Source organism: Ruegeria hyattellae (genome assembly GCF_041537925.1).
Taxonomy (GTDB): domain Bacteria; phylum Pseudomonadota; class Alphaproteobacteria; order Rhodobacterales; family Rhodobacteraceae; genus Ruegeria_C.
Map to the genome: position 1 here is coordinate 173,215 of NZ_JBGOSH010000005.1, position 13,112 is coordinate 186,326.

17 protein-coding genes and 1 other RNA gene are annotated in these 13,112 nt (G+C 61.9%); 6 read left to right on the plus strand and 12 right to left on the minus strand.

All coding sequences use genetic code 11. The features are described from left to right. Positions 1-126: 126 nt before the first annotated feature. Positions 127-1,425 (plus strand): guanine deaminase, encoded by a 1,299-nt coding sequence (gene guaD / locus AB1E33_RS14200; RefSeq protein ID WP_372577930.1) that lies wholly within the window; start codon positions 127-129, stop codon positions 1,423-1,425. A 9-nt stretch (positions 1,426-1,434) separates the two neighbouring features. Here guaD and AB1E33_RS14205 read toward each other — a convergent pair whose 3' ends face one another. From AB1E33_RS14205 to AB1E33_RS14215, 3 genes are all read right to left on the minus strand, one after another. Further along, positions 1,435-2,781 carry an 8-oxoguanine deaminase gene (locus AB1E33_RS14205; protein WP_372577931.1) on the minus strand — a complete coding sequence of 449 codons (1,347 nt, stop codon included), beginning with the start codon at positions 2,779-2,781 and terminating at the stop codon, positions 1,435-1,437. A gap of 103 nt (positions 2,782-2,884) precedes the next feature. After that, complete coding sequence (gene hisN, locus AB1E33_RS14210) at positions 2,885-3,676, minus strand: histidinol-phosphatase (RefSeq protein WP_372577932.1); 792 nt, start codon at positions 3,674-3,676, stop codon at positions 2,885-2,887. 52 nt (positions 3,677-3,728) lie between these two features. Then, a complete protein-coding gene (locus AB1E33_RS14215) occupies positions 3,729-4,100 on the minus strand; it encodes a helix-turn-helix domain-containing protein (RefSeq protein ID WP_372577933.1) in 372 nt (123 codons plus the stop codon). 348 nt (positions 4,101-4,448) lie between these two features. Between AB1E33_RS14215 and AB1E33_RS14220 the strand changes: the two genes are divergently transcribed. Beyond that, the gene (locus tag AB1E33_RS14220; protein WP_372577934.1) at positions 4,449-5,408 is read left to right on the plus strand and encodes an NADPH:quinone oxidoreductase family protein; all 960 of its coding nucleotides are present in this window, start codon (positions 4,449-4,451) and stop codon (positions 5,406-5,408) included. A gap of 16 nt (positions 5,409-5,424) precedes the next feature. On the opposite strand, the gene AB1E33_RS14225 is transcribed toward AB1E33_RS14220, so the two are convergent. Next, positions 5,425-6,303 carry a LysR family transcriptional regulator gene (locus tag AB1E33_RS14225; protein ID WP_372577935.1) on the minus strand — a complete coding sequence of 293 codons (879 nt, stop codon included), beginning with the start codon at positions 6,301-6,303 and terminating at the stop codon, positions 5,425-5,427. A 14-nt stretch (positions 6,304-6,317) separates the two neighbouring features. Between AB1E33_RS14225 and AB1E33_RS14230 the strand changes: the two genes are divergently transcribed. The 3 genes from AB1E33_RS14230 (at position 6,318) to AB1E33_RS14240 (ending at position 8,007) form a co-directional block, all read left to right on the plus strand. Further along, positions 6,318-6,635: a DUF1127 domain-containing protein gene (locus AB1E33_RS14230; protein WP_372577936.1), complete on the plus strand. Its 318-nt coding sequence runs from the start codon at positions 6,318-6,320 to the stop codon at positions 6,633-6,635. 171 nt (positions 6,636-6,806) lie between these two features. Continuing rightward, the gene (locus AB1E33_RS14235; RefSeq protein WP_372577937.1) at positions 6,807-7,586 is read left to right on the plus strand and encodes a Bax inhibitor-1/YccA family protein; all 780 of its coding nucleotides are present in this window, start codon (positions 6,807-6,809) and stop codon (positions 7,584-7,586) included. A 79-nt stretch (positions 7,587-7,665) separates the two neighbouring features. Next, the gene (locus AB1E33_RS14240) at positions 7,666-8,007 is read left to right on the plus strand and encodes a GNAT family N-acetyltransferase (protein ID WP_372577938.1); all 342 of its coding nucleotides are present in this window, start codon (positions 7,666-7,668) and stop codon (positions 8,005-8,007) included. 150 nt (positions 8,008-8,157) lie between these two features. On the opposite strand, the gene AB1E33_RS14245 is transcribed toward AB1E33_RS14240, so the two are convergent. The 4 genes from AB1E33_RS14245 to rpmG form a co-directional block, all read right to left on the minus strand. Then, positions 8,158-8,667, minus strand: coding sequence for a hypothetical protein (locus AB1E33_RS14245; RefSeq protein WP_372577939.1), 510 nt, complete (start codon positions 8,665-8,667; stop codon positions 8,158-8,160). Positions 8,668-8,720: 53 nt separating this feature from the next. Further along, positions 8,721-9,203, minus strand: coding sequence for a GNAT family N-acetyltransferase (locus tag AB1E33_RS14250; RefSeq protein ID WP_372577940.1), 483 nt, complete (start codon positions 9,201-9,203; stop codon positions 8,721-8,723). Next, positions 9,200-9,724 carry a P-loop NTPase family protein gene (locus AB1E33_RS14255; protein ID WP_372577941.1) on the minus strand — a complete coding sequence of 175 codons (525 nt, stop codon included), beginning with the start codon at positions 9,722-9,724 and terminating at the stop codon, positions 9,200-9,202. Before AB1E33_RS14255 ends, AB1E33_RS14250 begins: the two co-directional genes overlap by 4 nt. A 75-nt stretch (positions 9,725-9,799) precedes the next feature. After that, the gene (gene rpmG / locus AB1E33_RS14260) at positions 9,800-9,967 is read right to left on the minus strand and encodes a 50S ribosomal protein L33 (protein WP_039682682.1); all 168 of its coding nucleotides are present in this window, start codon (positions 9,965-9,967) and stop codon (positions 9,800-9,802) included. Positions 9,968-10,088: 121 nt separating this feature from the next. On the opposite strand from rpmG, the gene AB1E33_RS14265 reads away from it, so the two are divergent. After that, a complete protein-coding gene (locus AB1E33_RS14265) occupies positions 10,089-10,346 on the plus strand; it encodes a hypothetical protein (protein WP_372577942.1) in 258 nt (85 codons plus the stop codon). 72 nt (positions 10,347-10,418) lie between these two features. On the opposite strand, the gene AB1E33_RS14270 is transcribed toward AB1E33_RS14265, so the two are convergent. From AB1E33_RS14270 to AB1E33_RS14285, 4 genes are all read right to left on the minus strand, one after another. Then, entirely contained in the window at positions 10,419-11,126 is a 708-nt protein-coding gene (locus AB1E33_RS14270; protein WP_372577943.1) for a DUF533 domain-containing protein, read from the minus strand. Between the two features lie 69 nt (positions 11,127-11,195). Beyond that, positions 11,196-11,613: RNase P RNA component class A (gene rnpB, locus AB1E33_RS14275), an RNA gene on the minus strand. 44 nt (positions 11,614-11,657) lie between these two features. Next, the gene (locus AB1E33_RS14280; protein WP_372577944.1) at positions 11,658-12,323 is read right to left on the minus strand and encodes an N-acetylmuramoyl-L-alanine amidase; all 666 of its coding nucleotides are present in this window, start codon (positions 12,321-12,323) and stop codon (positions 11,658-11,660) included. Between the two features lie 3 nt (positions 12,324-12,326). Then, positions 12,327-13,103, minus strand: a complete 777-nt coding sequence (locus AB1E33_RS14285; RefSeq protein ID WP_372577945.1) for a hypothetical protein — start codon at positions 13,101-13,103, stop codon at positions 12,327-12,329. Positions 13,104-13,112 lie beyond the last annotated feature (9 nt).

Here is a 13,112-nt window from a genome sequence, read left to right on the forward strand (position 1 = left end):
CTCTTCTTGATTGGGGGCAAAATAGAAGAAGCATCTATGGGAAAACAATGACAATGCGCGATTTACCGAAAATTCACCTGCGCCTATTCTTTGTCAGGGCACACATGGCGCGGAGTGAGGAAGCATATGACGCAGGAAACTATCCTGAAGGGGCTTGTTCTGTCCTTCAACGGGTCTCCATTTGACGGGGCACCCGAAGACGCGGTCGATCTGCATGAGGCGGTGCTCCTGCGTGACGGCAAGATCGCAGCGCTTGGCACGGCGGAGGGTCTGACCCCCGCCCATCCGCAGGCACGCGTTACCGATCATGGCGAAAAACTGATTCTGGCGGGATTTGTCGACGCCCACGTGCATTATCCGCAAACCGCAATGATTGCCAGTTGGGGCAAACGCCTGATCGACTGGCTGAACCTCTATACCTTCCCCGAAGAGATGAAATTCGAGTCACCGGATTACGCGATGGAGATCGCGACACGCTATCTCGACATCACCACGGCCCATGGGACTACGACGATGTGCAGCTTCTGCACCATCCATCCCGAAAGCGTCGACGCCTTCTTCCTGGCTGCCAAGGCCCGTGGCCAGCGGGTTGTGGCAGGCAAGACTTGCATGGACCGCAACGCGCCCGACGGGCTGCGCGACACGGCTAGCAGCGCCTATGACCAGTCCAAGGCACTGCTGGAGAAATGGCACGGTACCGACCGGATATCTTACGCGATCACGCCACGCTTTTCGCCAACCTCGACCCCCGAACAGCTTGAGGCGATGGGCGCGCTCTGGGCCGAACACCCCGAGTGCCTGATGCAGACCCATTTGAGCGAGCAGACCGATGAGATCGAGTGGGTCCGGTCACTGTTTCCCGAGGCACGCGACTATCTCGACACCTATGAGGCACATGGGCTGCTGGGTGGGCGCGGGCTTTATGGCCACGCGATCCATCTGGAACCGCGCGAGCGGGATCGGTTACGCGAACATGGCGCGGCGCTGATCCATTGCCCGACCTCGAACACCTTTATCGGATCGGGTCTGTTCGACATGGCCGGGTTGATGGCGGAGGGTCAGCGCATCGGGCTGGCCACCGATACCGGCGGTGGGTCGAGCTTTTCGATGCTGCGAACGATGGCAGCGGCCTATGAGATCGGACAACTGCGCGGCACCGCTCTGCACCCGGCGCAACTGCTATGGTTGGCAACTGTCGGGTCGGCGCGCAGCCTGCGGATGGAAGACCGGATCGGCAATATCGCACCGGGGATGGAGGCGGACGTGATCGTACTTGACCTCGCTTCTACCCCCGCCATCGCCCAGCGTCATGTCGAGGCCGACCACCTGTGGGAGGCCGTGTTCCCCTCCATCATGATGGGTGACGACCGCGCGATTGCCGAGGTCTGGATCGGCGGTCGCAAGGTGGCGCATCAGATGGGGTGAGCGGTGCACTCACCCCGGCATCCGCGCCCGCAGGGCCCGCGCCAGTTGGTTCTGCCGCTCGATCACCTTGGGCAGATCAAGCGTGACCACCTGAGCGTCACGCACGATCTGGCGCCCTTCGACAAACAGATGCTTGACCCGCGTGGGTCCCGCCAGAAGCAGCGCCGCCTTGTCCCAACTGCCCGCGCTTTCCACGCCGGACACGTCCCAGATTGCGATATCCGCGCGCTTGCCGATCGCCAACTGCCCACAATCGGGCCGGTTCAGCACCTCGGCGCCGCCGCGCGTGGCGATCTCCAGCGCCTCATAGGGTGACATCGCGTCCGCCCCTTTGCTGACCCGCTGCAACAGCATCGCCTGCCGCGCCTCGGCCACCAGATTGCCCGCGTCGTTGCTGGCCGAGCCGTCAACGCCCAGCCCCACCGGCACGCCTGCATCCCGCATGGCGCGCACTGGCGCGATACCGCTACCCAGACGGCAATTGGAACAGGGGCAATGGGCCACGCCGGTCCGCGATCCGGCAAACAGCGCGATCTCGGCGCCGTCCAGCTTCACGCAATGGGCGTGCCAGACATCGTCGCCAGTCCAGCCCAGATCCTCGGCATATTGACCGGGGCGGCAGCCGAAATTCTCCAGCGAATAGGCGATATCCTCGTCATTCTCGGCCAGATGGGTGTGCAGCATCACCCGCTTGTCGCGCGCCAGCAGCGCCGCCTCGCGCATCAGGTCGCGCGTGACCGAAAAGGGCGAACAGGGCGCCAGCCCGACCCGGCACATCGATCCCTCGGCGGGATCATGAAAGGCATCGATCACACGGATCGAATCCTCCAGGATGCGCGCCTCTTGTTCGACCAGGCTGTCAGGCGGCAGGCCACCGTCGCTTTCGCCGATGCTCATCGCCCCGCGTGTGGGGTGGAACCGCAGGCCGATATCGGCGGCGGCGGTGATCGTATCCTCCAGCCGTGCGCCGTTGGGAAAGAGGTAGAGATGATCGGAGCTGAGCGTGCAACCCGACAGCGCCAGTTCCGCCAGTCCGACCTGGGCCGAGACATGGACCTCCTCCGGGCCAAACGCCGCCCAGATCGGATAGAGCCTGCGCAACCACCCGAAAAGCAGCGCGTTTTCCGCGCCGGGGACCGCGCGCGTCAACGTCTGGTAGAGGTGGTGATGGGTGTTGATAAGACCCGGTGTGACGACGCAGCCGCCCGCCTCGACGATTTCGCCGTCACTGTGCAGGCCTTCGCCTATCTCAGCGATTACTCCATCCCGAACCCGCAGATCCGCGCCGCTCAGCGCACTCCGGGCATCGTCCATAGTTAAAAGGGTCTCAGCCCCGCGTATTAGGAATTCGCTCATATCCACACTCCGTTTGCGCCCGCTTCATCAGAGTGTGACGGGCCGACGGAAAACGGGTCAAGAACCGGCCTGATGCCAGTCTAGCGATTGCCCCTCGCGCCGGTCAAGCGCGGCGCAGAATCTCGAGCGCCTTCGCGTGGATCTGCGCATTGGCCGCCGCCAGCACCCGCCCGCCATCATGGGCCGGGCCGCCCTGCCAGTCGGTGACCACGCCGCCCGCGGCCTGGATGACGGCAATGGGCGCCTGAATGTCATAAGGGTTCAGACTGGCTTCGATCACCAGATCGATCTGCCCCGCCGCCAGCAGCGCATAGGCATAACAATCCATCCCGTAGCGGGTCAGCTTGACCTGCGCGGACACGGCATGAAAAGCGCGACCTTCCTCCGGTGTGCCGACCTCAGGAAAGGTGGTGAAAAGAACCGCGTCGAACAAGTCCGCCGTCGATCTTGTGCGCAGGGTGCGAGCGCCATGTGGCCCAATCAGTTGGGCATGATCCCGGTCACCCGAAAACCGTTCACCAATATAAGGCTGGTCGACAATGCCCAGAAACGGGCCATCCGCATCCGACAATGCAATCAACACGCCCCAGGTGGGTGTCCCGCTGATGAAGCCACGGGTCCCGTCGATCGGATCGAGCACCCATGTCCGACCGCTGGAGCCCTGCGTTTTGCCGAACTCCTCACCGAGGATGCCGTCTTTGGGCCGGTGTTCCGCCAAGACCGCTCGCATCGCCTGTTCGGCGGCGCGATCAGCAACCGTCACTGGGTCAAACCCGGCATCAAGCTTGTTGTCGGTATCCAATTCCGCGCTGCGGAAATGGGGCAGGATTGCCTTCCGCGCGGCGTCCGCCGCGAGGTTTGCAACTTCGAGATCGGTTTGGTCAGCAGGTGTCATGTGAGTGGAGTGCCACCCGCTGTCCCAAATATCAACAATCTTAATCGATTGATTATGCGACGTCGCTCAGCACGCGGGCCAGATCAAACAGCCGGCGGCGCTGGTTTTCCGGGATCGCATAGTAGGAGCGCACCAGATCCAGCGCTTCCTTGTCACCCATCAGATCGGCAGGGACGTTCGGACGTTCCGGCGTTGCCTTGTGCGCCTCGTCCAACCCCTCAAAGAAAAAGCTGACTGGCACGTCCAGCGATTCGGCAATGTCCCACAGGCGCGAGGCGCTGATCCGGTTCGCGCCGGTTTCATATTTCTGGATCTGCTGGAACTTGATTCCGACCTGCTCGGCAAGCTGTTGCTGGGTCATTCCGATCAACCAGCGGCGATGTCTGACGCGCTTGCCCACATGGACATCAACGGGATGGGTCATAGGTATCTCCTTATATTCTTCCTCGACGACCGCCCGGGCTCTGAATTATGGCGCCTCGACACTATCTAACAGTAAGCCGGCGCCATCTAAGAACGTCCTAACGTCCGCAATGCGCCCCAAAAAAACCGCACCTCAACACCGATGAAACCAGTATTCAGGTTGAACAAAGCCCGGTTGATTCTCCCCGACTATACACATGTTCAGGGTTGAAACGTGAAATTTTTTTGGTTTCAAAAAGATGGCGTGGGATCAAATTCGCGCGATGTTCGTTGCTGCGTTGCCGCAACGCGGCGTTTGACACTGCCGATAGTGTCGCGGTTTATGCGCTTCACAGCAAAGGGAATCCTCATGCGCGCCTATCAAGTCAACGGTTTCGACACCCCTCCGCAGTTTTGCGATGTTAAGCTGCCCGCACCCGGCCGCGGGCAAATCGCTGTCGAGATTCGCGCCTGCGCCCTGAACTTCGCCGATCTGTTAATGATCAAGGGAAGCTACCAGGACACCCCCGAGCCGCCCTTTACGCTCGGCATGGAACTGGCCGGGGTGGTGACCGGGACCGGCGATGCGGTCGAGGGCTTCGTGCCCGGTGACCGGGTTGCGATCTATGCCGGCCAGGGCGGTTTGGCCGATCACGGAGTGTTTGATGCCACCCGCGCCGTCAGGATGCCCGACGCGATGGGGTTCGAGGCCGCCGCGGCCATGCTGGTTGCCTATGGCACGGGCCATCTGTCGCTGGCCCGTCGCGCACGCCTACGGCCCGGAGAGACGCTGCTGGTGACCGGGGCGGCGGGTGGCGTGGGCCTAGCCGCCGTCGAAATCGGTGCGAAAATGGGGGCGCGGGTGATCGCGCAGGCGCGCGGTGCCGAAAAGCTGGAGATCGCGCGCAAGGCCGGGGCAGTTCACCTGATCGACGCCTCCGAAGACCTGCGCGACCGGGTGCTGGCGCTTGGCGGGGCGGATGTCGTCTATGAGGCGATCGGTGGTGACGTATTCCGCGCCGCCTTCCGCGCGACCCGGCCCGAGGGCCGCATCCTGCCAATCGGTTTTGCCGGTGGCGAGGTGCCGCAGATCCCGGCCAATCATCTGCTGGTCAAGAACCTGACGGTGATCGGCGTCAATATCGGAGCGTACCTGTCCTTCAATCCGATCGCGCTGCGCGAGAGCTTTGCCGAAGTACTGCGCTGGCGCGAGGCAGGAGACCTGCAGCCGCATATCTCGCATATATTGCCGCTGGCGGATGCGGCCGACGGGCTGCAGCTGCTGAAAGAACGCAAATCCACCGGCAAGGTCGTGATCTCAATGGACTAGCAGCCGCTACGCCGCCTCAACCGACCGCCTTGAGCGGGTGCGAGGCCGGGTTGCGGAAGACCTGGCGGATCATGTTGGCCAATTCCCCGACATAGCCTTCGCGCACTCTATCGGCGCCATACAGGTTGATATGCTGCCCTGGCAGGTCTGGCAGCGTTCCGCCGTGGTCGATCACCTCCTGATGCGCCGGTTGTGTCCCTTCCAGCAACACGCCTACGGCCAGATCGGCGCTGACGGTCGCCTCGACGGTGCGATCCGAATCGCTGTCGACGCCCATCTCCCATTTGATCCCGGCATCATCCAACGCGGCGGTCGCCGCAGTGCGGAAAATGCAATTCCGGCAGAACCCGATGCGCAGTGGTTTCTTTCGCCAGACAGAGCCATTCAGCGCGCCGACCCAGCGCAGCGGCGTCTCCTGCAAGGTTTCCGCCCCCTCGCCCGCAGGACCTTCGGTGGTCAGGATCAGGTCGTAGGTGCCTTTGGCAAAGGCCGCTTTCAACTCGCGGGTGTTCGAGGTCACAAGATTGACTTTCACGCGGGGAAAGCTGGCATTGAACCGCTTTAGCACACGCGGCACGAAGGGATGCACCACGTCATGGGGTACGCCCAGCATCACCTCGCCCTCGAAGGCCTGATCGGTCAGTCGACCGATCACCTCGTCATTCAGCGCCACCATCCGCCGCGCATAGCTCAGCAATTGCTCACCCGATGCGGTCAGCGCGATACCTCGGCCCGACCGGTCCAGCAGGTCCAGCCCCAAAAGCTCTTCCAACCGCTTGAGCTGCATTGAAACCGCCGATTGCGTCAGGTTCAAAAACCCTGCGGCGCGTGTCACGCCACCGTTGTCTGCCACGGCAACAAATGAGCGCAGTGTGGTGATGTCCAGATTTCGCATGTTCACATTCCTTGATGGATATCATCAAAAACATTCGTTTTCATAATGAAGCACAGTGCCCCATATTGTTCAAGGAAATTGATGGAAGATCCCAAAAACATCACCAAAGAAAGGGCAATCAGATGACATTGACAACCGAAAGCCATATCCGTCACAGCACGCGCAAATCGTTTCGGACCGCCCTGAACCGCGTCTGGGCCGTCTGGCGCCAGCGCCGCCATCTACAGCAGCTTGACGATGCTGCGCTCAAGGATATCGGCATCAACCGCAGCGATGCCATGGCCGAGGCCCGCCGCCCGTTCTGGGACGCGCCCGAGACCTGGCGCTCCTGATCCAGCACCGCAAGACGGTCCGAATAAGCCGGATCATCCGAACAATTAGCGAAAACTCACGAGATTTCCGCCGTAAAAGCTTGAATTACTTCGCCAGCTTGCCGATATTTGCGAGGAAAGCTGCCGGATACTCACCGGCGGGGAGAGAGTTTTTGCTGATGGAGAGCTTTGATGGCTGAATTCGACACGATCCGGACAACGGCGACTGGCGCGCGCGTTGCCCAGATTGACGAGGGACTGCGCGCCCATATGAACAAGGTCTACGGCACAATGTCCGTGGGCATGCTGATCACCTTTATGGCCGCCTGGGCCATTTCGGGGCTGGCGGTCACAACCGACCCGTCCGCGGCCTCGGCCCAGTTGCGCGAGGGTCTCTACCTGACCTCGTTCGGCTATGCGATCTACGGCTCGGCCTTGAAATATGTGATCATGTTCGCGCCGCTGGCCTTTGTGTTCGGCTTCAGCGCAGCGATCAACCGGATGTCCGCGGCGACCGCGCAGACGGTGTTCTACCTGTTTGCCTTTGTCATGGGCATGTCGATCAGCTCGATCTTCCTGGTCTTCACCGGCCAGTCGATCATTCAGGTCTTCCTGATCACGGCGATTGCCTTCGCGGGTCTGTCGCTCTGGGGCTACACCACCAAGAAGGACATCTCGGGCTGGGGCAGCTTCCTGATCATGGGCGTGATCGGCCTGATCGTGGCGTCGATCATCAACATGTTCTGGCCGATGCCGGGCATGGCCTTTGCGATCTCGATCCTGGGCGTTCTGATTTTTGCCGGTCTCACCGCCTATGACACCCAGAACATCAAGAACACCTACCTGCAGATGGCTCATGCGGGCGATCAGGAATGGCTGGGCAAAGCCGCCATCATGGGCGCGTTGAGCCTCTATCTGGACTTCATCAACATGTTCATGTTCCTGCTCCAGCTGCTTGGCAACCGCGAATAACGCATCTGCCATATCACAAGACCTTCGAGGGCGGGCCATGACGGACCCGCCCTTTTCTTTTGCGTGAAGGGTGCCTCCAATGGATATCGTCGCATTCCACAGCGCCGACGCGCACCGCCTGCTGCCGCTGCTGCATCAGGTCCATGACCTGCACGTTGCGCACCTGCCCGCCCGATATCGCCCAATCACCAAGGATCAGGACGCGGTGGACTGGCTGGCAGACTGGCTGTCACGGAACGAAGTCCACGCTTTTGGCGCTGAGCTAAAAAGTGACTTGGTCGGTTATGCAATCCTTGAGATCGAGCACAAACCCGCAACGGTTCTGAAACACGTACGCAGCCGTGCGATGCTGCAGCATGTCTGCGTCGATGCCGACCATCGCAGGCGCGGCGTGGCAAAGGCGCTGTTCGCGGCGGCATAGGCGCATCTGGCCCCATTGGGGATCGCTGAGTACGGCACGACCTATGCCAGTTTCAACACGGCATCCGCCGCGCTGATGGCGTCTCTGGGGTTCCGCCCGACGTTGATCTATGCGGAGTGTCGGCCTTGAAACGGGGCGGGGCAGTCAGGCTCAACGACAGTTGAGCGGCACAGCCAGGCCTTGGGTCCGTCTGGAGGACTTGCCTTTCTGATAGACATTGCCCGCTGTCAGGCACCCGGTCAGGCGTGGCACAGCCGCCCCGAAACTGGCTGTTGTGGCCGATGTGATCTTGAACACAGAATTCTCAGGCGCACGCAACACGGCAAAAAGCGACCCGTTCACCGCAACCGAACTGAGCATCAGGACGCGGTCGGAGCCGCCCACCTCAACCGCGTTGCCAACCAATCGGCCTCCATTGTCGATCGCGACAAGCGCCTGCGCGCCCTGATCCGGCGCATCGCTGATCACCTGCCGCGTGGGCAGTTCCGCAAACGCGACTGGTACCGACAGGCTGCGCCCGAAATTTGCATCAGTGTCGCGGGTCGAAAGCGTACGCGGTTCGCCGTCAATTCCGGTGAAGCCTACACCTTTTCTGGGTCCGGCTTCAGTGCAACCGGCAAGGGACAAGGCGGCGATGGTGGGCAGCAGAAAGTGTTTCATGACGCTCAGATTTTTTGTGGCAGGTGCCCGTCAGGGTAACTGCACCACACCCGTCATGACAAGCGTTGCCGCATGCGAATGGCCGGGAAGCTGATGCCTGCCTGCAACGGCACCTGCATCGGTCCCTCGTTTTGAAACCCCATCGCGGCATAAAATGACACTGCTGTGCGGGTCGACCAGCACTCCATCTCGGTGATGCCTGCGGCGCGCGCCTGAGCCAGTGCATGGGCCAGAATTGCCCGCCCCACCCCCCGACGCAGCGCCCGGTGATCGGTGACCACATGCCGGATATGGCCGAGGCCTCGCTGCCTGCGGTCGCGGGTCCAACCACCGGCACCCAGTATCGCATCACCCTCCTCGGCGACATAATAGGTGCCGCAGCCAAAAAGCGCAGGCTGCGCCTTGCTGATCAGCGGCAGTGCAGTCACCAGAACCGAGGGTGGATAATCGCGTTTGAGCAGGCGCGGATAGCTGCGCGCCAGAAGCGCATCGACAGCGGCCATGTCGGACCGCTCGGCCATCCGGACCCGGATCATCGCTTGCCCTCCAGAAACCTCAGATAGTCCCGGACCTGCGCGGAATTGCGCAAACGGAACCGGTGCTGGTCCGGGCGGGTCTGGTCGAAGACCTGCAGCAGCCGCGCCCGGCTGGACCGCCGGGTCCGCCAGATGAAGCGGTAGAATTCGGGCGTTTCGCTGTGCCAGCCCTCGATGCAACCCTCGGCCATGTCAGGGCGGTTCTGACCGCGGTTCCGGATCATCCGTCTGGTCACCCGCCATAGGCGCAGCGCAACCGGCAGGTCCAGCCAGATCACTGTATCCGCGCGGGCCAGCCTGTTGTCATAGGTGGCCGACAGCCCACCCTCGAATACCCAGCACGGGCGAGCCTCAATCTGATGCGCCATGGCGATCTTTTCGGCGCGCGGGCGCGGCTGCCAGCTAGGCAGCCAATGCAGGTGATCCATGTGATAGACCGGCAACCCTGTTGCCCGCCCAAGATGCAGCGCCAATGTGCTTTTGCCGGATCCCGGCTGTCCGACGATCATCACCCGTTGCATCTCGATGCTCCGAAACGAAAAAGGGCCACGCAATCACGTGACCCTTTCCAATGTCTTTTCCAGTGAAGGAAAGGCTTACTTGATCTTGCCTTCCTTGTACTCGACATGCTTGCGGGCCACCGGGTCATATTTGCGCACAACCATCTTTTCGGTCATGGTGCGTGCGTTTTTCTTGGTCACGTAGAAGTGGCCCGTACCTGCGGTCGAGTTCAGACGGATCTTGATGGTCGTCGGTTTCGCCATGGTTCTACTCCTGCGCCCGAAAGACGCGCAGGCGCTTTCGGTTGAATTCCTATGAGCGTGCGCTTTTACCCGCAGCGGCCCCCGAGTCAACCAGATTCTGCATCTCCGACAGTATATCTACATGCCGTTTACTGTCATGACGGCGCAGCACGATTTATTTCGCATATCCACCTTATTTGCGCCATCATCGCAGAGTGAAACCGAGGTTGAATTTATTGCCGAGGTGTCGCCTTATGCGCCATATCCTGATTGCCTCCACCCTTGCGATCGCGGCCTGCGCAGCTCCGGATGCACGGGCGAGGCACGCGGCGACGCGGCGCTGGGCGATAGTGGCTTGTTCGCCAAGGCTTTGGTCGTTCCCATTTCCTACGCAAAGTGACGCAACCGCCTCCGGGCCGCTGCAAGTTGCTGAGCGGCTCAGTGACCATGTGCGAAAAGGAGGAAACGAAGCTTATCCGCGCAGAGGCACTCCCATCTGGGCGTGGATCTGGCTGCGGGTCGCATCACTGATCCCAAGAGCTTGCGCGAGCATATCCAGATAGCGGGCCTCGGAGGTGCTGTCGATGCGCAGCACGGCAACAGAGGTGGCGTAGACCTGCGCGGCGGCAGCACCCTGTGCGGCTTGCGCGAGTGCCGTGATATCCATCGGCGCTGCCAGTTGCTCTTCGACAAAGGCACGCTCTTCGGGGCTGATATCGTCGCCAAGTGCGTCTAGGATGACCTGCCGTTCGGCATCGTCGATCTCCCCATCCGCCTTGGCCGCCTGAATCATCGCCCGCAGCATGAGCTTTGCCTGCTCTTCCATCGCGGTTTCCGCGGGCGTGCCGCGAAACATCGCGCTCATCATGTCGGCGGATTGCTTGCCGCTGGACAGGGCCGCACCTTGCATCGAAGACATCAGCCCGCCGAGGCCCGCCATCGCGGCGCCCTGATTGCTTGCGCCCGCGAATTGGCCCAGCATGTTCTGGATTTGCTCGGTTGCGCCACCAAGGCCGAACTGTTCTGCCATCGCGCCGATCTGGTCGGCGCCCATCTGCCCCGGCCCGCCGGAAAACATGTTCTGCAATCCGGCCATGCCACCCATCTGCTGGTACTTCTCGACACCTTTGGCGGCGGCAAAGCCGACAGCGACCGATGCCAGCGTCTTCATGAAACTCATTGCAAATCCTCCTTAAAGACCGCCAGTGTAGCGGTGAATCCGCTCTAAAACCAAATGGATTCAGAGATTTTGCGCGGAGGGCCTGTAAGCCGGATCCTGTTCCGGGGTTGCCCCCTTCGATGACCATTCATCTAGGGCGCCCGTTGCCGGGCACCTCCAGCTGCCAACCCGACCCCTCTCAGCTGAAGCGAGCCTAGCGGCGGTTTCGGCTTGCGCCGACCTGCCCGCGCGGGGGTCCTATTTGGCATTGCTCCCGGTGGGGCTTGCCGTGCCACCGCTGTTGCCAGCGGCGCGGTGGGCTCTTACCCCACCGTTTCATCCTTGCCTTGGTTTGGCCGGAGGCGAACCTCTGACATCCCCAAGGTGGTTTCATTTCTGTGGCGCTTTCCGTCGGGTTGCCCCGCCCGGGCGTTACCCGGCACCGTTGCTTCAGGGAGTCCGGACTTTCCTCGTGAGGCGCACCCCACGCGGCCATCCGGCCCTCCGCGCAGGGTTCGACCTATTCCGCGTCGATGATGTGGTCAAGACCTGTCAGGTCCAGAGCGCCGAAGGCCCCAGCGGAGTGTAGTCCTGCGACTCAAGCGGGCCTGTGGCATGTGGGCGATAACGCAAGCGCACCGCTGTCAGCAATGTTTCGTCATCCACATCGGCGGTGTAGCCAGCGTCGCGGGCAATGGCGCGAAATGTCTGCTTCGACGGGTCACCCGGGCCGTCGTCACACCCACCGCGTTTCGCCAAACCCTGTCGAGCGATCCGTCGCCAATCAAAGCGCGGGCCAGGGTCGATCTTGCGACCGGGTGCCATGTCGGAATGGCCGATAACATTCTCAGACGAGATATCCCAACGTGTCAGGATGGCCGGCAGCAATTCCTCGAGCGCTGCCATCTGGGGTTCCGCGAAAGGCGTTGTGCCGGTGTTGTCCAACTCAATTCCTATTGAACGCGAGTTGATATCCATAAGTCCCCGCCACTCTCCGGCACCGGCATGCCAAGCGCGGTCCTCTTCGCGCACCATCTGCCAAGTTGTGCCGTCAGCCCCAATCAGGTAATGCGCCGAGACCTCAGCCTCTGGCAAGCAGAGACGCTTCAGAGCCGCTTCGGCGCTGGCCATGGCGGTGTAGTGCAGAACGACAATTGATGGCTTCAGCCCGTCGCGGCGCGGGCCGCAATTGGGCGATGGATGCCAGAGCGGCTCCACGCCTCAGTTGCTGACGGCGCTGCGATACGGGGACGGATCCCAGTTGCAGGCATAGCCGTCGCCATCGGGGTCCAGCCCTTTGCGGTCACGCTGCGGCCCGCCTCCTTCGAGAAACGCGATCTGCGCCAGATCGGGCGAAGCGAAGCCTGCGCAATTACGCTGCGCCTTGGCCTGCAGATTGAAGCCCGCCCGCGAATAGAGCTTGGTGCCCTTCGGATGCGACGTGCTCAGCGCGTATTGCACGATATTGGGCTGCGCCGATCCGCTGCGTTCCGGCACCGCGGTAGGCGCCACCTGCTGGTAATTGGCGCGGTTCTGCGCGATCCGCTGCGCGTCGCTTTCGATGCTCTGACGGCTGGAGACGGCGTTGAAGTCGTTCTCGTCCGAAATGCCCACATTATCGATCAGTTGCGGCGCCGGGTTCGACGGACTGGCCTGCACCGGTGCCACGCCGGAATTGCCTTGCGATTGCTGCAGCGCATAGGCGGTTTCGCGGGCGATATCCTCGGCGCTGCCGGTGGCGGGCGCAGAGGTGCCGGTGCCTGACACACCGGGCGTCGGATTTGTGGTGGCGGACAGCGGCGCACCAGCTGCACCAAGCGTTTCGGAGGACACCACAGAGGGTGGTGCCAGCGGGTCGCCGGTCACGGTCTGGCCTGCAAGGACGGCCTCGCGCTGTGCCTGATAGGTGGGCGTATTGAACCCCGCCCCGGAATCGGGAACGGTCGTCTGACAAGCTGCCAAAACCCCAAAAACGGGAACCAGATAGAGTACACGCATGACAATCGT

Excerpts from the sequence above, each read along its gene's own strand:
- guaD (WP_372577930.1), top strand. The coding sequence starts at position 127 with ATGACGCAGGAAACTATCCTGAAGGGGCTTGTTCTGTCCTTCAACGGG.
- AB1E33_RS14205 (WP_372577931.1), bottom strand. The coding sequence starts at position 2,781 with ATGAGCGAATTCCTAATACGCGGGGCTGAGACCCTTTTAACTATGGAC.
- hisN (WP_372577932.1), bottom strand. The coding sequence starts at position 3,676 with ATGACACCTGCTGACCAAACCGATCTCGAAGTTGCAAACCTCGCGGCG.
- AB1E33_RS14215 (WP_372577933.1), bottom strand. The coding sequence starts at position 4,100 with ATGACCCATCCCGTTGATGTCCATGTGGGCAAGCGCGTCAGACATCGC.
- AB1E33_RS14220 (WP_372577934.1), top strand. The coding sequence starts at position 4,449 with ATGCGCGCCTATCAAGTCAACGGTTTCGACACCCCTCCGCAGTTTTGC.
- AB1E33_RS14225 (WP_372577935.1), bottom strand. The coding sequence starts at position 6,303 with ATGCGAAATCTGGACATCACCACACTGCGCTCATTTGTTGCCGTGGCA.
- AB1E33_RS14230 (WP_372577936.1), top strand. The coding sequence starts at position 6,318 with ATGGATATCATCAAAAACATTCGTTTTCATAATGAAGCACAGTGCCCC.
- AB1E33_RS14235 (WP_372577937.1), top strand. The coding sequence starts at position 6,807 with ATGGCTGAATTCGACACGATCCGGACAACGGCGACTGGCGCGCGCGTT.
- AB1E33_RS14240 (WP_372577938.1), top strand. The coding sequence starts at position 7,666 with ATGGATATCGTCGCATTCCACAGCGCCGACGCGCACCGCCTGCTGCCG.
- AB1E33_RS14245 (WP_372577939.1), bottom strand. The coding sequence starts at position 8,667 with ATGAAACACTTTCTGCTGCCCACCATCGCCGCCTTGTCCCTTGCCGGT.
- AB1E33_RS14250 (WP_372577940.1), bottom strand. The coding sequence starts at position 9,203 with ATGATCCGGGTCCGGATGGCCGAGCGGTCCGACATGGCCGCTGTCGAT.
- AB1E33_RS14255 (WP_372577941.1), bottom strand. The coding sequence starts at position 9,724 with ATGCAACGGGTGATGATCGTCGGACAGCCGGGATCCGGCAAAAGCACA.
- rpmG (WP_039682682.1), bottom strand. The coding sequence starts at position 9,967 with ATGGCGAAACCGACGACCATCAAGATCCGTCTGAACTCGACCGCAGGT.
- AB1E33_RS14265 (WP_372577942.1), top strand. The coding sequence starts at position 10,089 with ATGCCGTTTACTGTCATGACGGCGCAGCACGATTTATTTCGCATATCC.
- AB1E33_RS14270 (WP_372577943.1), bottom strand. The coding sequence starts at position 11,126 with ATGAGTTTCATGAAGACGCTGGCATCGGTCGCTGTCGGCTTTGCCGCC.
- AB1E33_RS14285 (WP_372577945.1), bottom strand. The coding sequence starts at position 13,103 with ATGCGTGTACTCTATCTGGTTCCCGTTTTTGGGGTTTTGGCAGCTTGT.